Below are 15507 nucleotides of genomic sequence, written 5' to 3'. Positions count from 1 at the left end.
TTTTTTGTTTGTGTCTCCGCCTTTCTCTTCTCTCCCCCCCCCCCCCCTCCCGCCCCCCCCCCCCCCCCCCCCGCGCGGCGGGCGCTCCCAGCGCAGCCGGGCGAGGAGCGTCCCGGGATCGGCGGCGGAGCCCGGCGGCAGCGTCGCGAGGAGTTCGAGGACCCGGTGGCGCACCTCGGGCGCGGGCGCCCGGTCCAGGTCGGGGCCGAGCGCGGAGAGCGTGCGGCCCTTGGCGTCCTGCCCGCCGACCAGGCCGGGCGTGCGGGTCGCGGTCAGCCAGGGGGTGACGAGCCGCGCCCAGCGCTCGGCGGGCGGCAGGTCGAGCCAGTCGTCCCAGGCGGGCGTCGGCGCGTACCGCTCGTCGGCCTCGCCGTCGGAGGCCAGCAGCCCGGCGCCGTAGGCCAGCTCCAGCCAGAAGCAGGCCGTCTCCTCCGTGACGTCCAGGGCCGCGGCGGTCCGCTTGAGGTCCCGGACCGCGAGACCGCCGGCCCGCAGCACCGGGGGGCCGCCCTGGTCCCAGGACTTCAGCAGCTCCTCGACGGTCGCCAGCGCCACGTGCGCCTGCCCGGCGGCCGCGCTGTCCACCACCTGGGGACGGTACTCCCGCAGCACCGCCGGCTCCGGCGCGACCGGCTCCGGCGTCCGGTGCGCCCGCCCGCCCCGCAGGTGCAGCGCCACCTCGCGCGGCAGCACCATCGTCCGCGGCGAGACCGGCAGCAGCAGCCCCCGGTCGCGCAGCCAGCGCACCGGCGGCGCCGGGTTGGCCGTCACCTCGCCGTACGGCGGGCCCCAGACGAGGCGGTCCAGGACGGTCAGGGCCTCCGGCGACGCCGAGTCGAGCAGCTCGCCCATCCGCTCCCGGTCGGTGAACAGCCCGGTCAGCACCGCCACCGCCGACACCGGGTCGTGCGTCGACGTCAGCCCGGCCGCCGCGATGATCTCCTGCACCCGGCCCGGCGACATCCCGGCCGTCGCCTCCGCGACCGTCGGGCCCAGACCCGTCGGCGACGGATGCTGTGCCGACGGCGCCAGCAGCTCGCGGGCGGTCCGCACCAGCCGCAGCCGGTCGTCCTCGCCCCACACCAGCGCCTGCTCGCGCAGCAGCGCCACCGTCGCCGGCAGCGCCGCCTCGATCTCCGCGTCCCCCTCGTCGCCGGTGAGCAGCCCGAGGAGCACGGAGTACGGCGCCGGGTCGGGGGCGATCGCGAGGGCCTCCGCCGTCTGGAGGGAGAACCGGTCCAGCCGGTCCAGGGCGCGCACGACCGAACCGCGCGTGCCGGCGCGGGTCGCCAGCTGCGTCAGGTCATTGGGGACGGGGTTCAGCAGGTCCGGGCGGGCCCGCAGCAGCGCGGCGAGTCCTTCGTCGCCGCGCGTGCGCAGCGCCTCGGCGAGCGTGCGCGGCGCCCCGCCGGTGCCAGTTGCCTCGGGCACGTGCGCCTCCCGGTCGAGCTCACCGATCCCCATCCGCCCCACGTTAGCCGCAATCCGCACGGCGGAGCCCGCCGCGCAGGCGCTAACGTCGGCGCGTACCGGGCGAACCGGCCGTGGAGGGGCACCGTGGGGATCGAGAGCGACCAGCTGGTCTACGACTATCTGAGCCGGGTCGGCGATCTGGCCCAGCAACGGCACCTGCCGGCGAGCGACCGGATGCGCCTCGTCTCCGGCCTCCGCGACGAGATCGACCGCCGCCGCGCCACTCCCGACGGGTCGGGCACCGCCGCCGTCCGCACCATCCTCGGCGCGCTCGGCACGCCCGACGAGGTCGTCGACCGTGCCGCGCCGCCCCGTTCCCCCTTCCCGGACCCGGAGCCCTCCCCGTCCCCTGCGTCGCCGCCCGCGGACGGACCGCCGCTCCCGAAGCCCCGCGCGGGCGACGTCCCCGGCCGTGACGCGGCCGGGGACACGGCGGGCGACCGGGTCCGCGGCCCGGGGAAGGGGGCCGGCGGGCCGGGCGGCGGGCGGCCGGGGGAGGACCGGCCGGAGCGCGGCCGTCTCCTCGGTCTCCGCCGCCGTACCCGCTCCGCGGCCTCCGGGAAGAAGGTTCCGGGCCCGGGCGCGTCGGGCTCCGGGGACACCGGGCCGGCCCTGCCCGCCGCCGACGCTCCGGGGGACGGCGGCCTCGCCGGCCCGGGGGCGGAGCGCGACTGGTGGGAGACGGACGCCGCCGAGGGCCTTCCCGGCTTCTCCGGCGGGGTCGAACGCCCGGACCTCTTCACGCCGCCGGCTCCGGAGGAGGGCGAGGAGGAGCAGGCGGCGGAGCCCGGGCCGGACGGCCGGCGCCGCCTCGCCCGGGTGCTGCGGCGCCGGACGAAGGACACCGCGCCCGCCCCCGTGGCCGAGGCGGCGCCCGAGACCGGCGGCGGGCCGGCCGTGCGCTCCCTCCTGCGGCTCGGGAGTCCGTTCGTCGTCCTCGCCGCGCTCCTGCTCCTCGGCGGCGCCGTCTTCGGTTCGCTGCTCGCCCTGGTCGTCGGCTGGCTGCTCGCCTACGCCTCCCGGCGCCTCACCCCGGCCGAGGCCAAGGGAGCGGTCCTCGTCATCCCCGGCCTGGCCGTCACGGCCGGCGCGGTCTGGCTGTGGGGCCGCGTGGGCGGCCGCTGGGGCGCCGCCGTCGCGCCCGGCGGCGAGGCGCTGGGCGCGGCGGTCTCCGAGACCTGGCCGTGGACCCTCCGGGGCGCCGCGATCGCGTCCGCCCTGTTCCTGCTCTGGCGCGCCCGCAGGCACTGAGCCGCCGGGCGCCGCCCCTACGGGAGCGTCTTCGCCGCCGTCCCGGCCTCGGCGTGCCAGGGCGCGCCCGGGACGACCAGCGGCGAGCCGGTGACCGGGTCGGGGACCACGACGGACTCCAGGCCGAAGACGTCCCGGACGAGGCCGGCGGTCACGATCTCGCCCGGCGGCCCCTCGGCGACGACGCGCCCGCCCTTCATGGCGACGAGGTGGTCGGCGTAGCGGGCGGCCTGGTTGAGGTCGTGGAGGACGAGGACGACGGTCCGGCCGCGCAGCCGGTTGAGGCGGCGCACCAGGTCGAGCACCTCCACCTGGTGGGAGATGTCCAGGTAGGTGGTGGGCTCGTCGAGCAGCAGGAGGTCCGTCTCCTGGGCCAGCGCCATCGCGATCCAGACCCGCTGGCGCTGGCCGCCGGAGAGCTCGTCCACGCTGCGGTCGGCGAGCGCCGTCACGTCGGTGCGGGCCATGGCGTCCACGACGGCCCGCTCGTCCTCGTCGGACCACTGCCGCCACCACGCCTGGTGCGGCTGGCGGCCCCGGGAGACCAGGTCGGCGACGGTGATCGCCTCGGGGGCGACGGGCGTCTGCGGCAGCAGCCCGATGGCGCGGGCGATCCGCTTGGTGGGGAGCTTCGCCAGCTCCTCGCCGTCGAGGAGGACCGCGCCGCCGGCCGGCTTGAGGAGCCGGCCGAGCGCGCGCAGGGTGGTCGACTTGCCGCAGGCGTTGGGGCCGACGATGACGGTCACCCGGCCGTCGGGGACCGCGAGGTCGAGTCCGTCGACGACCGTGCGGTCCTCGTAGGCGAGCGTCAGCCCGCGTGCGGTCAGCCTGCTGCTCACGCCTTGCCTCCAGTGGTTCCCGAGTGTGCGGCGGTACGGCTCCGGACGATGAGCCAGATGAGGTAGGGGGCGCCGACCGCGGCCGTGAGGACGCCCACGGGCAGTTCGACGGGGGAGAGGAGCCGCCGGCCGGCGAGGTCGGCGAGGACCACGACCAGCGCGCCGGCGAGCGCGGAGCCGAGCAGCGGGATCTGCGCGGTCCGCGTCATGCGGCGGGCGATCTGCGGGGCGAGCAGGGCGACGAAGTCGACCGGCCCGGCGACGCCCGTCGCGACCGAGGCGAGGACGACGCCGACGGCGACGAGCCCGAGCCGGACCCGGCCGAGCCGTACGCCGAGCGCGGTCGCCGTGTCGTCGTCCAGGGAGACGGTCCGCTGCGCGCGGGCCGCCCACAGCACGGCGGGCACCATCAGCAGCAGCGTCCAGCGGATCGGCGCGGACTCGTCCCAGCCGCGCCCGTTCAGCGAGCCCGTCATCCAGATCTGGGCCTGCTGGGCGACGAGGTAGTCGCCCTTCGTCATGAAGAGCGTCGTCAGCGACCGAAGGGCGATCGCGAAGCCGATGCCGATGAGCACGAACCGCGTCGCGTGCAGGCCGCCGCGCCAGGCGAACGCGTACACGAGCGCGGCGGCCAGGACGCCGCCGGCGATCGAGAGGTACGGCAGGACCGTGTACGAGGTGAGGCCGAAGGTCATCGCGGCGACGGTGACCGCTCCCGCGCCCTGGCTGATGCCGATGATGTCGGGGCTGGCCAGCGGGTTGCGGGCGACGGTCTGGACGAGGGCGCCCGCGATCCCGAAGGCGGCGCCGACCGCGAGGGCGGCGACGAGCCGGGGCTCGCGCAGCTCCGCCACGACGAACGCCGACGGCGAGGGCTGCCCGAGGAGGACGTGGAGGACCTCCGAGGGGGAGACGAACCGTTCGCCGACGCAGAGGTACGCCACCGAGGCCGCGGCCAGCAGCACCAGGAGGACCGCGGCGACGGCGGCCGAGCGCCGGTGGACCAGGAAGGAGCCCCGTCCGGCGCGTACGAGTCCGTACCCGGCGGGCCGGACGCCGGACCGGACTGCCGCGGGGACGCCCGTACGGACGCCGGCGGGGGCGGTCACGCCGGCACCGCCTTGCGGCGGACGAGCGTCACCAGGAACGGCACCCCGATGAGGGCCGTCATCACCCCGGCCGGGACCTCGCCCGGCGGGAACACGACCCGGCCGGCGACATCGGCCACCAGCAGCATCACCGGCCCGATGAGCGCGGCCATCGGCAGCACCCAGCGGTGGTCGGAGCCGACCACGGCCCGCGCGATGTGCGGGACGGCGAGGCCGACGAAGGCGACGGGGCCGGCGGCGGCCACGGCGGCGCCGGTGAGCACGGTCGCGCCGAGCCCGCCGACGATCCGCACGGTGGCGACGCGCTGCCCGAGGCCCCTGGCGACGTCCTCGCCGAGCGCGAGGGCGTCGAGGCCGCGCGCGACGGAGAGCACGAGGACCGCGCCGAGCAGGAGGAACGGCCAGATCTGCCCGACCAGCTGGGCGTCGCGCCCGTCGAGCGAGCCGATCTGCCAGAACCGGAACTCGTCGAGCGCCGACGCCTTGGTGGTGAGGACGCCGGTGGTGACGGAGAGCAGCAGCGCGTTGATCGCGGCGCCGCCGAGGGCCAGCTTCACCGGGGTCGCCCCGCCGCGCCCGCCGGACGCGATCGCGTAGACGGCGACGGAGGCGACCGCGGCGCCGGCGAAGGCGAACCACACGTACCCGCCGAGGCCGTGCACCCCGAGGAAGGCGATGGCGAGCACGACGGCCACCGACGAGCCCTGGCTGATGCCGAGGATGCCGGGGTCGGCGATCGGGTTGCGGGTGATGCCCTGGAGGGCGGTCCCGGCGAGCGCCAGCGCGGCGCCGACCATCAGCCCGATGAGCGTGCGGGGCACCCGGAGCTGCCGCACGACCTCGGCGTCGGCGCTCGTCCCGCCGTGCAGGAGCGCGTCGAACACGGTGGACGGGGCGATGGCCCGGGCGCCCACGGCGAGGCTGAGGAGGACGGCGACGAGCAGGGCGACGACGGCCGCCGAGGTCGCGAGGACCCGTCTGGAGGGGAATGCGGCTGACATGCGGGACCCATCGGCGGAGTACAGGTTCGGTAAGGCTCGCCTCAGTGTAAGCAGCACGCATATGCGAACACCCGGGGCCGGACGTCCCCGAGAATGGCTCCATGACGACCACGCCACCGCAGCTCACCGTCGGCTTCGACCTCGACCTCACCCTGCTCGACACCCGTCCGGGCATCCGGGCGGCCTACGTGGCCTTCGCCGCCGAGGTCGGCGTGCCGATCGACGCCGACCTCGTCGTGAGCCGCCTCGGCCCGCCGCTGGAGCACGAGATGGCGAACTGGTTCCCCGCGGACCGGGTCACCGAGATGACCGCCCGCTACCGCGCCCTGTACCCGTCGTACGCGATCGAGCCCACCGTCCCGATGCCGGGCGCGCGGGACGCCGTCGCCGCCGTCCGCGAGGCGGGCGGCCGCACGATCGTCGTCACCGCGAAGAACGGGCCGCACGCCGAGCTGCACCTCGAGCACCTCGGCATCGAGCCCGACGCGGTCGTCGGCGGCCTCTGGGCCGAGGGCAAGGCGGAGGCGCTGCGCGCCCACGGCGCCGGGGTGTACGTCGGCGACCACGTCGGTGACGTCCGCGGCGCCGCGACCGCGGGCGCCGTCTCGGTGGCCGTCGCGACCGGCCCCTGCACCCCCGAGGAGCTCCGCGAGGCCGGCGCCGACGTGGTCCTGGCGGACCTGACGGACTTCCGCGCGTGGTGGGAGGGCTACCGGGGCTGAGCCGCCGCCGCGGAACCCTCCCGGGCCTGCCGCCGCTGGGCCGCGATCGACCGCAGAACCCCGGCGGCGGCGACGAGGAATCCGACGCCCATCAGCATCGACACCGTGTACGCGACCGTGGGGAACGGGTCCGTCCCGAGGAACAGCGGGGCCACCGTGACCAGCGTGGCCATCGCGCCGATCGCGAACAGCACGACACCGGCCCTGACGAGGCCGTCACCGGGAGCGCTGTCGTTCACCGGCTCGGCGGGGGTTTCACTACGCATCCCGCCAGGGTAGTTCCCAGGCCGGAGGAACACTCCGGCGACGTCCGGTCGGCGGTCCCCGGAGCACTAGCCTTGGTGCCGGCGGGTCGGGCGACCCGCCGTTCGCCATCCCCAGCCACGAGTACGAGGACGAGGACAGACGTGCCTACCGGCAAGGTCAAATGGTTCAACAGCGAGAAGGGCTTCGGCTTTCTCTCCCGCGACGACGGCGGCGACGTCTTCGTCCACTCGTCGGTGCTCCCTGCCGGAGTCGACGCACTGAAGCCGGGTCAGCGGGTGGAGTTCGGAGTGGTCGCCGGTCAGCGCGGCGACCAGGCGCTGTCCGTCGCGATCCTCGACCCGACCCCGTCCGTCGCCGCCGCACAGCGTCGTAAGCCCGACGAACTGGCGTCCATCGTCCAGGACCTCACGACGCTCCTGGAGAACATCACCCCGGCCCTGGAGCGCGGCCGCTACCCCGAGAAGACGCAGGGCAAGAAGATCGCCGGCCTGCTCCGGGCGGTTGCCGACCAGCTCGACGTGTAGGCCCGCGGGGCCTACGGGAACGACAGCGCGTCCGGCGCGAGGGGCGGCACGAGCCCCTCGGCCGCGGCGCGGGTCAGCAGCCCGCGGACCGCCGCGTAGCCGTGCTCGCCCAGGTCCGCGGTGAACTCGTTGACGTAGAGACCGATGTGCTGGTCGGCGACCTTGGGGTCCATCTCCTGGGCGTGCTCCAGGACGTACGGACGCGAGGCCGCCGGGTCGTCCCAGGCCATCCGCACCGAGGCGCGGGCCGCGTCGGCCAGCCGCCCCAGCGTCTCCGCCCCGAGGGACCGGCGGGCGACGATCGCGCCGAGCGGGATCGGCAGCCCGGTCGTCGACTCCCAGTGCTCGCCCATGTCGGCCAGGCAGTGCAGCCCGTACGCGCCGTAGGTGAAGCGGGCCTCGTGGATGACGAGCCCCGCGTCGACCTTCCCGTCCCGCACGGCGGGCATGATCTCGTGGAACGGCATCACGACGACCTCCCCGACCCCGCCGGGCACGGCCTCCGCCGCCCACAGCCGGAAGAGCAGGTACGCCGTCGAGCGCTCGCTCGGCACCGCGACCGTCCTCCCCGCGAGGTCCGCGCCCGTCCCGGCCTCCCGGGTGAGCACCAGAGGCCCGCACCCCCGGCCGAGGGCGCCGCCGCAGGGCAGCAGCGCGTACTCGTCGAGGATCCACGGCAGCACGGCGTACGACACCTTCAGCACGTCGTGGTCGTCGGTGCCGGCCTCCGCCCAGCCGTTGGTGACGTCGATGTCGGCGAACGTCACGTCGAGCCGCGGCGCGCCGGGCACCCGGTCGTGCGCCCAGGCGTCGAAGACGAAGGTGTCGTTCGGGCAGGGCGAGTAGGCGATCTTCAGCTTGGTCACGACGGCTCCACGAAGACGGTGCTGCTGAGCAGCTCGAAGGCGCGCCGGAGCGCGTCCAGGGCCGGTCCGATGCGCCAGGCGGCGCGGTCGCGCGGCCCGACGGCGTTCGACACGGCCCGGATCTCGATCACCGGCACGCCGTACGCCGCGGCGGCCTCGGCGACGCCGAACCCCTCCATCGCCTCGGCGGCGGCCCCGGGATGCCGGTCCGCGAGCTCGGCGGCCCGCGCGGCGGTCCCGGTGACGGTGGAGACGGTCAGGACCGGCCCCACGGCGTGCGGCAGGCCCCCGGCGGCCAGGGCGGCGGCGACGGCGTCGGCGAGCGCCTCGGGCACCGGGTGCGCGGAGCGGCCGAAGCCGAGCTCCTCGACGGTCAGATAGCCGTCGGGCGTCTGCGCCCCGAGATCGGCGGCGACGACGGACCGGGAGACGACGACGCTCCCGAGCGGCGCCACCCCGGGGAACCCGCCGGCGATCCCGGCGGAGACGACGAGGTCGTACGGGGCGCGGCCGGCGGCGCCGTCGAGCGCGGCGCGGGCCAGCGCGGTGCCCGTCGCGGCGGCGACGGCGGCGGGGCCCACCCCGCCGACGAGCACGTCGACCCGCACGCGACCGGAGTCACCGGTGTGACGGCGCAGGGCGGCGCCTCCCGGCAGCGGGAGGGGCCCGGCGTCGTCGAGGCCGCCCGGGCCGAGGCCCGCGGTGACGGAGTCCGCCTCCGCCGCCACGGCCGTGACGATCAGGATCCGGTGGACCACCGGCGGATCAGGATTCCTTCTTCAGCTGGAAGTGCCAGATGCCGGTCAGCGTCTTGCCGGTGTTCTCGACGATGGTCACCTGGGTCTGGTCGGTGGCCTCGCCGGTCTGGGTCGAGAAGAAGGCGCTGGCCGGAATCGTCCGGTACGTCTTCTTGTACGGCTCCGGCTCGGCCTGCTGGCCGCCGAGGAAGATCGTCCAGCCGCGGTCCGCGATCTCCGGGTCCACGCCGAAGCGGATCTTGTCGTCCATCGCGACGGAGATGGACTTCTCCGCCTTCTTGTTGAGGCACTGCTGGATCTGCGACTCCTTGATGGGGTCGCCGTTGTTGTAGCAGGCGGCCTCGGAATGGACCGAGTCGGTCCCGACCGTCACGGTCGCGAGCGGAGTCGGCTTGTCGCAGGCGGAGAGTACGAGGAGCCCGGCGGAGACGGCCCCGAGGGCGACGGCGGCCCGGCGGCGCGAGCCGGAGAAGAACGCAACGGTCATGAGCCGAAGGCTATCGGGCCGTCGCGTCCGCGCCACGCGGGGGTACGGCGTGCCGCCTCCCGGTACCGCCGGGCGCTACGCCACCCGTGCCTTGGTCCGGTCCTTCGGACCGGGCCGGTGACGGGCCGCGCCCAGCAGGCCGCGGACCGCGAGCGCCGCCCCCAGGGCGAGGATCCCGGCCGCCACGGACATGCCGAGGGTGGCGTTCAGGGGCAGGGCGATGCCGATCGCGCCGCCCACCACCCACGCCATCTGCAGCGCCGTCTCGGAGCGCGCGAACGCCGAGGTCCGCACCACCTCGGGCACGTCCCGCTGGATCAGCGCGTCCAGCGACAGCTTCGACAGCGCCTGGGTGAGGCCCGCGACCGCGACCAGGACGGCGACCATCACGCCGCCGAAGAACACCGCCGTGCAGATCGCCGCCGCCAGCACGATGCTGATCATCGTGGCGATGATCACCTCCGGGCCGTGGCCGCGGTCCCGCAGCAGTGAGCCGGCCGCCGTCCCGCAGGCGTTCCCCACGCCCGCCGCGACGGCCACGATCCCGAGCGACACGGCGGCGCTCTGCCCCGAGAGCGGATGCTCGCGCAGCAGGAACGCCAGGAAGAAGATCAGGAAACCCGACAGCATCCGCTGCGCCGCGTTCGCCTCCAGACCGTGCAGGACCGAGGGCCCGACCGTCCGCAGACTCGGCTTCCGCTCGCCGTGCGTCAGCAGGTGCGCCCGCCGCTCACCCTTCGCCGAGTCCACCTTCGGCGGCATCCGCAGCGCCCAGAACGTGCCCAGCAGGAACAGCGCGCACGCCCCGTAGAGCGGCCAGCCCGGCCCGATCATCTGGAGCCCCGCCCCGATGGGCGCGGCGATGCCGGTGGCGAGCAGCCCCGCCAGGGTCACCCGGGAGTTCGCCTTCACCAGGGAGAAGTTCGGTGGCAGCAGCCGCGGCACCACCGCGCTGCGGACCACGCCGTACGCCTTCGAGGCCACCAGGACCCCCAGCGCCGCCGGATACAGCTGGATGCCGCCGGTGGCCACGAGGCCCGACATCATGACCGCGAGGACGGCGCGGGTCAGCATCGCCCCCGCCATCGCCGCGCGCCGGCCGTGCGGCACCCGGTCCAGGAGCGGCCCGATCACCGGCGCCAGGAGGGTGAAGGGCGCCATCGTGACGGCCAGGTACAGCGCGACCCGGCCGCGGGCCTCGTCCGTGGGGACGGAGAAGAACACGGTGGAGGCCAGGGCGACGGTGATCATGACGTCCCCGGCGCCGTTCACGGCGTGCAGCTCGATCAGTTTCCCGAGCCCCGACTCACCCGCGCCGTGCGCGTGCGTCGCCTTCCTGATGCCCTTCGCCGTGCCCGTGAAGGGCAGGTGCAGGGCACGACCGATCGCCCGGCCCGCTCGGCGGAGCGGTCCGGCATGATCTTCGGATCGTGCGGGAGACCGTGCGGCTGCCACTCCGTCATAGTGCCCCACCGGCGCGCCGGACGAACCGTGCCACGACGGTGGACGGGCCGCGGACCGCCACGACCCGGACGTCCCGCCCGCACCCCGCGCCCCCCGAACGGGCCCTGGTCCAGGGCCCCGAGGCGCCCCCGGTCCGCTCCGCGAGCGGGCCGTCGCCGTCCCCGAACACCCGCGGACACGGCCGCGCGCGCCGCTCCGGCGTGTCCGCGATCCGGGCCACTTGGGACGGGCAGGTGGGCGGAGGCCCGCGAACGGGGTAGCGTGCGTAGCGCGTCACCGGCGGAAGCTCTCGGCCGCGCGCCTCTTCGGCATCCCGCAGAATGGATGGCGATAGGTGTGCCCGAGACACGCGAGATACGAGTCGGGTGCGCGGACGTCGATGCGGCCCCCTGGTCCGCTCCGCCCGCCGCCCGTGGCTTCGCTCCCGCCCCTCGGCCGGCGCACCCGTGAGACGGCGTAGGAGAGAAGCGAGACCTGTGAGTGCTGCGACGACGCGAAGCGGTACCCCGCGTACCCCGCGAGCCACGCGTACCCCCGACCGCCTGTGCGCCGAGGCCGTGGACCTCGCCCGGGAGGCCGCCGAGGAGGCGGCCGCGCCCGGCATCGTAGGCGCCCACGTCGAGGTCGTCGCGGAGGGCGACCGGGTCGTCACGCACTACTTCGAGTCCAAGGAGCCCGGATACCGGGGCTGGCGCTGGGCGGTGACGGTCACCCGTGCCTCCCGCGCCAAGAACGTCACGCTTGACGAAACCGTCCTGCTGCCCGGCGCCGACGCCCTCCTCGCCCCCGAGTGGGTGCCGTGGAGCGAGCGGCTCCGCCCCGGCGACATGGGCCCCGGCGACCTCCTCCCCACCGAGCAGGACGACCTGCGCCTGGAGCCCGGCTACTCCGGCGAGGACGCGCCGCCGCCGAACTCCGCGGTCTCCGAGGAGATGGCGGACCACCTCGACGCCGAGGACGCCGAGATCGTGACCCGCACCCCCTCGCGGGGCGCGATCGCCGCGGTCGCCGACGAACTCGGCATGCGCCGCGCCCGGGTCCTGTCCCGGTACGGCCTCCACGTGGCCGCGGACCGCTGGGACGAGGCCTTCGGCGCCAAGACGCCCATGGCCCAGGCCGCCCCCGCCTCCTGCGAGTCCTGCGCCTTCCTGGTGCCGATCGCCGGCTCCCTGAAGCAGGCGTTCGGCGTCTGCGCCAACGAGTTCTCCCCGGCGGACGGCCGCGTCGTCTCCCTCGCCTACGGCTGCGGGGGCCACTCCGAGGCCGCCGTCATGCCCAAGCCGCCGCGCCCCGCGCCGCCCGTCCTCGACTCCATGGCCGCGGACGCCTTCCCACTCCGCCCCGCCAAGGACTCCGGCTCCACCACCGAGCCCGACGCCGGCTCCGAGGACCTCGGCCACTCGTAGGGGGCGCCCCGCGCCGACGCCGCCCGCGCGGCTCCCCGGGACGCGCTTCCGCGCGCCCCGGGGACCGCACGTGCCCCGGCGTCCGGTGCGGGCCGGGGCACGGTACCTTCGGGCCCCGGACCCCAGCGGTCCGGCAGCGTCACCGCCCGATCACCGCCCCGCAGAGTGGAGTCAGACGTGAGCGTCAGCGTCCGGACGACGACCGACGGAACCGACCCCTTCGGCACCGCACGGCTGCGGCGGGGCGTGCTCGACGCCTGGGGCGCCTCGCCCGCCCGGTTCCGGGAGGACGCCAACGCCGAGGAGGACCTCGCGCTCGGCGGCTACCGCGACCGGCTCGTCGTCGAACTCGCGCAGAACGCCGCCGACGCCGCCCACCGCGCCGGCGTCACCGGCCGCCTCCGCCTCACCCTGCACCCCGCCGACCACGAGGGCCCCGCCGTCCTCGCCGCCGCCAACACCGGCGCCCCGCTCGACGCCGCCGGAACCGAGTCGCTGTCGACGCTCCGGGCGTCCGCCAAGCGCGAGCAGGGCCACGGCGCCGTCGGCCGCTTCGGCGTCGGCTTCGCCGCCGTCCTCGCCGTCAGCGACGAGCCCGCCGTCCTCGGCCGCCACGGCGGCGTCCGCTGGTCCCTCGCCGAGGCCCGCGAACTCGCCGCCGAAGCGGCGCGCTACAGCCCGGGCCTCGGCGACGAACTGCGCCGCCGCGACGGCCACGTCCCCCTGCTGCGGCTCCCGCTCCCCGCCGAGGGCACCGCACCCGACGGCTACGACACCGTCGTCGTCCTCCCGCTGCGCGACGCCGCCGCCCGCGACCTCGCCGAGCGGCTCCTCACCTCCGTCGACGACGCCCTCCTCCTCACCCTGCCGGGCCTCGCGGAGATCGTCGTGGAGACACCGGAGGGCGTACGGACCCTGCGCCGCTCCGAGGACGACGGCTACGTCCGCGTCGACGACACCGCCACCGGCACCCACCGCTGGCGGACCGTCTCCCACGGCGGCCCGATCGACCCCGAACTCCTCAGGGACCGCCCGGTCGAGGAGCGCCTGCGACCCCACTGGACCGTCACCTGGGCCGTCCCCGTGGACCCCGAGGGCGCCCCCCGCCACCCGCGGACGTCACCGGTCGTGCACGCCCCCACGCCCACCGACGAGCCCCTCGGCATCCCCGCGCTCCTCATCGCCTCCCTCCCGCTCGACACCGCGCGTCGCCACCCGGCGCCCGGCCCCCTCACCGACTTCCTGGTGCAGCGCGCGGCCGACGCGTACGCCGAACTGCTCGCCGACTGGCAGCCGGTGACGACCGCCACCCTCGACCTCGTGCCCGGCCCGCTCGGCAAGGGCCCCCTCGACGGCGCGCTGCGCGAGGCGATCCTCGACCGGCTGCCCCGCGTCGCCTTCCTGGCGCCCGCCGCCCCCTCCGAGGAACTGCCCGCCCTGCGTCCCATCGAGGCCGAGGTCGCCGAGGGCGCCGGCGCGGAGACCGTCGACGTCCTCGCCGAGGTGTTCCCCACCCTCCTCCCGGCCGGCCTGGAGCGGCGCCCTGAGCTGCGCACCCTCGGCGTCGGCCGCGTCCCGCTGACCGAGGCCATCGACCGGCTCGCCGGGGTGGACCGGGCCCCGACCTGGTGGTGGCGGCTCTACGACTCCCTCGCCGGCGTCGACCCCGACCGGCTGACCGGTCTGCCCGTGCCCCTCGCGGAGAGCGCCGAGGGCGTCCGGATCCGCACGACGATCGGCCCCCGCCAGGTCCTCCTCCCGCAGGACCGCACCCCCGCCGAGCTGACCCGCCTCGGCCTGAAGGTCGCCCACCCCGAGGCCGCCCACCCGCTCCTGGAGAAGCTGGGCGCCCTGCCCGCCACGCCCCGCGCGGTCCTGACGACCCCGCAGGTGCGGGCGGCGGTCGCCGCCTCCCTGGACGCGGGCGAGATCTGGGACGAGGACGCCGACACCCTGGACGCGGACGAACTCGCCGACACGGTCCTCGGCCTCGTCCGCGACGCGGAGCTCGACCCGGGCGAGGAGCCGTGGCTCGGCGCGCTCGCCCTCCCCGACGAGGACGGCGAACTCTCCCCGGCGGGCGAACTCGTCCTCCCCGGCTCCCCCTTCGCCGCGATCATGCGGGAGGACGAACTCGCCTTCGTCGACGCGGAACTCGCCGCCCGCTGGGGCGAACAGCCGCTCGCCGCCTGCGGGGTCCTGGCGACCTTCGCCCTGGTCCGCGCCACCGACCTCGTCCTCGACCCCGACGAGGTCGAGCCCCGCGACGGCGACTACCCCGAGCCCGACGACGCCGGCCTCCTCGACGCCGTCGACGTGTGGTGCGAGGACGTCCTCGACCGGCTGCCCGACACGCCCGTGCCGCCGGTGGCGACGGAGATCGTCGCCGTCCGGGACCTGGACCTCGTCGACGACGACGCCTGGCCCCGGGCGCTCTCCCTGCTCGCCCGCCCGCCGCTGCGCGACGCCCTCACCCAGCCCGTCCGCGTCCTCCTGCCCGACGGCACGACGGAGACCGTCCGCTCCTACACCGCCTGGTGGCTGCGCGACCACCCGGTCCTGGACGGCCGGCGCCCGGCGGGGCTCCGCGCCGAGGGCTCCGACCCCCTCCTCGCCGGCCTGTACGACTCCGCCGACGCGACCGGCTTCGACGACGAGCAGGTCCTCCGGGCCCTGGGCGTCCGCACCTCCGTCGCGGCCCTCCTGGACGAGCCGGGCGGCGCCGCGGAGCTCCTCACCCGGCTCTCCGACCCCTCCCGCGAGGTCAGCGCGGTCCAGCTGCACGCCCTCTACACGGCCCTCGCCGACCTCGACCCCGAGCAGGTGACCCTCCCCGACGAGCTGCGCGCGGTCGTGGACGGCGCCCTCGTCGTGGTCGACGCGGCGGACGCCCTGGTCGCGGACGCCCCCGACCTCCTGCCGCTGGCCGACGGCGTCCCGCTCCTGCCCGTCTCCCCGTCGCGCGCGGCCGACCTGGCCGAGCTGTTCCAGGTCCGGCGCCTCAGCGAGGCCGTCGAGGCCGAGGTCAGCACGGTCGGCGAGGAGCACGAGGTGCCGTCCTCGGTCCACGCCCTCCTGGGGCCCTCGACCCCCGCCTCCTACATCGAGCACGACGAGCTGCGCGCGGCGGGCGTGGAACTGGACTGGCGGCACACCCCCGACGGCGTCCTCCACGCCGCCACCCTCGAAGGGGTGGCCGCGGGTCTCGCCTGGGCGGCCGGCCAGTGGCCCCGCCGCTTCGAGGTCGCCGCCCTCCTGGAGGACCCCTCCCGCACGCCGGAACTCGCCCGCGACCGCTGGTTCGACTGACCGACCCGGCGCCTGCCCCGGCCCGGTCCCG

At 76.2% G+C, this 15507-nt stretch carries 13 protein-coding genes and 1 pseudogene; 5 read left to right on the top strand and 9 right to left on the bottom strand.

The features are described from left to right. Positions 1 to 1464: pseudogene (locus ACZ60W_RS24965) on the bottom strand (DNA-binding protein); the annotation flags it as partial. 93 nt (positions 1465 to 1557) lie between these two features. On the opposite strand from ACZ60W_RS24965, the gene ACZ60W_RS24960 reads away from it, so the two are divergent. After that, a complete protein-coding gene (locus ACZ60W_RS24960; RefSeq protein WP_469757592.1) occupies positions 1558 to 2724 on the top strand; it encodes a hypothetical protein in 1167 nt (388 codons plus the stop codon). 17 nt (positions 2725 to 2741) lie between these two features. Here ACZ60W_RS24960 and ACZ60W_RS24955 read toward each other — a convergent pair whose 3' ends face one another. Genes ACZ60W_RS24955 through ACZ60W_RS24945 form a run of 3 tightly spaced genes read right to left on the bottom strand, consistent with a single transcriptional unit; the run spans position 2742 to position 5673 of the window. Next, positions 2742 to 3563 carry an ABC transporter ATP-binding protein gene (locus tag ACZ60W_RS24955; protein ID WP_469757591.1) on the bottom strand — a complete coding sequence of 274 codons (822 nt, stop codon included), beginning with the start codon at positions 3561 to 3563 and terminating at the stop codon, positions 2742 to 2744. After that, complete coding sequence (locus tag ACZ60W_RS24950; protein ID WP_469757590.1) at positions 3560 to 4672, bottom strand: FecCD family ABC transporter permease; 1113 nt, start codon at positions 4670 to 4672, stop codon at positions 3560 to 3562. The genes ACZ60W_RS24955 and ACZ60W_RS24950 overlap by 4 nt, the downstream gene beginning before the upstream one ends. Next, the gene (locus ACZ60W_RS24945; protein ID WP_469757589.1) at positions 4669 to 5673 is read right to left on the bottom strand and encodes a FecCD family ABC transporter permease; all 1005 of its coding nucleotides are present in this window, start codon (positions 5671 to 5673) and stop codon (positions 4669 to 4671) included. The genes ACZ60W_RS24950 and ACZ60W_RS24945 overlap by 4 nt, the downstream gene beginning before the upstream one ends. A 101-nt stretch (positions 5674 to 5774) precedes the next feature. Here ACZ60W_RS24945 and ACZ60W_RS24940 point away from each other — a divergent pair, with 101 nt between their 5' ends. Continuing rightward, positions 5775 to 6395: an HAD family hydrolase gene (locus ACZ60W_RS24940; protein ID WP_469757588.1), complete on the top strand. Its 621-nt coding sequence runs from the start codon at positions 5775 to 5777 to the stop codon at positions 6393 to 6395. Here ACZ60W_RS24940 and ACZ60W_RS24935 read toward each other — a convergent pair. Further along, a complete protein-coding gene (locus ACZ60W_RS24935; protein WP_469757587.1) occupies positions 6383 to 6661 on the bottom strand; it encodes a hypothetical protein in 279 nt (92 codons plus the stop codon). The genes ACZ60W_RS24940 and ACZ60W_RS24935 overlap by 13 nt on opposite strands. Before the next feature lie 141 nt (positions 6662 to 6802). Here ACZ60W_RS24935 and ACZ60W_RS24930 point away from each other — a divergent pair, with 141 nt between their 5' ends. Next, entirely contained in the window at positions 6803 to 7186 is a 384-nt protein-coding gene (locus tag ACZ60W_RS24930; RefSeq protein ID WP_033211384.1) for a cold-shock protein, read from the top strand. Positions 7187 to 7197: 11 nt separating this feature from the next. Here ACZ60W_RS24930 and ACZ60W_RS24925 read toward each other — a convergent pair whose 3' ends face one another. The 4 genes from ACZ60W_RS24925 to ACZ60W_RS24910 all read right to left on the bottom strand — a co-directional run bounded on the left by ACZ60W_RS24925 (position 7198) and on the right by ACZ60W_RS24910 (position 10752). Beyond that, positions 7198 to 8052 (bottom strand): 1,4-dihydroxy-6-naphthoate synthase, encoded by an 855-nt coding sequence (locus tag ACZ60W_RS24925; RefSeq protein WP_469757586.1) that lies wholly within the window; start codon positions 8050 to 8052, stop codon positions 7198 to 7200. Next, on the bottom strand, positions 8049 to 8810 hold the full coding sequence (locus ACZ60W_RS24920) for a futalosine hydrolase (protein ID WP_469757585.1): 762 nt from the start codon (positions 8808 to 8810) through the stop codon (positions 8049 to 8051). Before ACZ60W_RS24920 ends, ACZ60W_RS24925 begins: the two co-directional genes overlap by 4 nt. A gap of 7 nt (positions 8811 to 8817) precedes the next feature. After that, on the bottom strand, positions 8818 to 9297 hold the full coding sequence (locus ACZ60W_RS24915) for a DUF2771 domain-containing protein (protein ID WP_469757584.1): 480 nt from the start codon (positions 9295 to 9297) through the stop codon (positions 8818 to 8820). 75 nt (positions 9298 to 9372) lie between these two features. Then, the gene (locus ACZ60W_RS24910) at positions 9373 to 10752 is read right to left on the bottom strand and encodes an MFS transporter (protein ID WP_469757583.1); all 1380 of its coding nucleotides are present in this window, start codon (positions 10750 to 10752) and stop codon (positions 9373 to 9375) included. 485 nt (positions 10753 to 11237) lie between these two features. On the opposite strand from ACZ60W_RS24910, the gene ACZ60W_RS24905 reads away from it, so the two are divergent. Together ACZ60W_RS24905 and ACZ60W_RS24900 are read left to right on the top strand one after the other, a co-directional pair. Beyond that, on the top strand, positions 11238 to 12167 hold the full coding sequence (locus tag ACZ60W_RS24905; protein ID WP_366304205.1) for a DUF3027 domain-containing protein: 930 nt from the start codon (positions 11238 to 11240) through the stop codon (positions 12165 to 12167). 165 nt (positions 12168 to 12332) lie between these two features. Further along, positions 12333 to 15476 carry a sacsin N-terminal ATP-binding-like domain-containing protein gene (locus tag ACZ60W_RS24900; RefSeq protein WP_469757582.1) on the top strand — a complete coding sequence of 1048 codons (3144 nt, stop codon included), beginning with the start codon at positions 12333 to 12335 and terminating at the stop codon, positions 15474 to 15476. Positions 15477 to 15507 lie beyond the last annotated feature (31 nt).

The sequence above is a fragment of the Streptomyces sp. NPDC104202 genome (assembly GCF_055584185.1).
Note: the sequence above shows the minus strand (reverse complement) of the source record. Positions and strands in the feature narration are given on the sequence as shown.

What these genes read in the sequence shown, in the direction of transcription:
- ACZ60W_RS24945 (WP_469757589.1), bottom strand. Translation starts at nt 5,673, where the DNA reads ATGTCAGCCGCATTCCCCTCCAGACGGGTCCTCGCGACCTCGGCGGCC.
- ACZ60W_RS24940 (WP_469757588.1), top strand. Translation starts at nt 5,775, where the DNA reads ATGACGACCACGCCACCGCAGCTCACCGTCGGCTTCGACCTCGACCTC.
- ACZ60W_RS24935 (WP_469757587.1), bottom strand. Translation starts at nt 6,661, where the DNA reads ATGCGTAGTGAAACCCCCGCCGAGCCGGTGAACGACAGCGCTCCCGGT.
- ACZ60W_RS24915 (WP_469757584.1), bottom strand. Translation starts at nt 9,297, where the DNA reads ATGACCGTTGCGTTCTTCTCCGGCTCGCGCCGCCGGGCCGCCGTCGCC.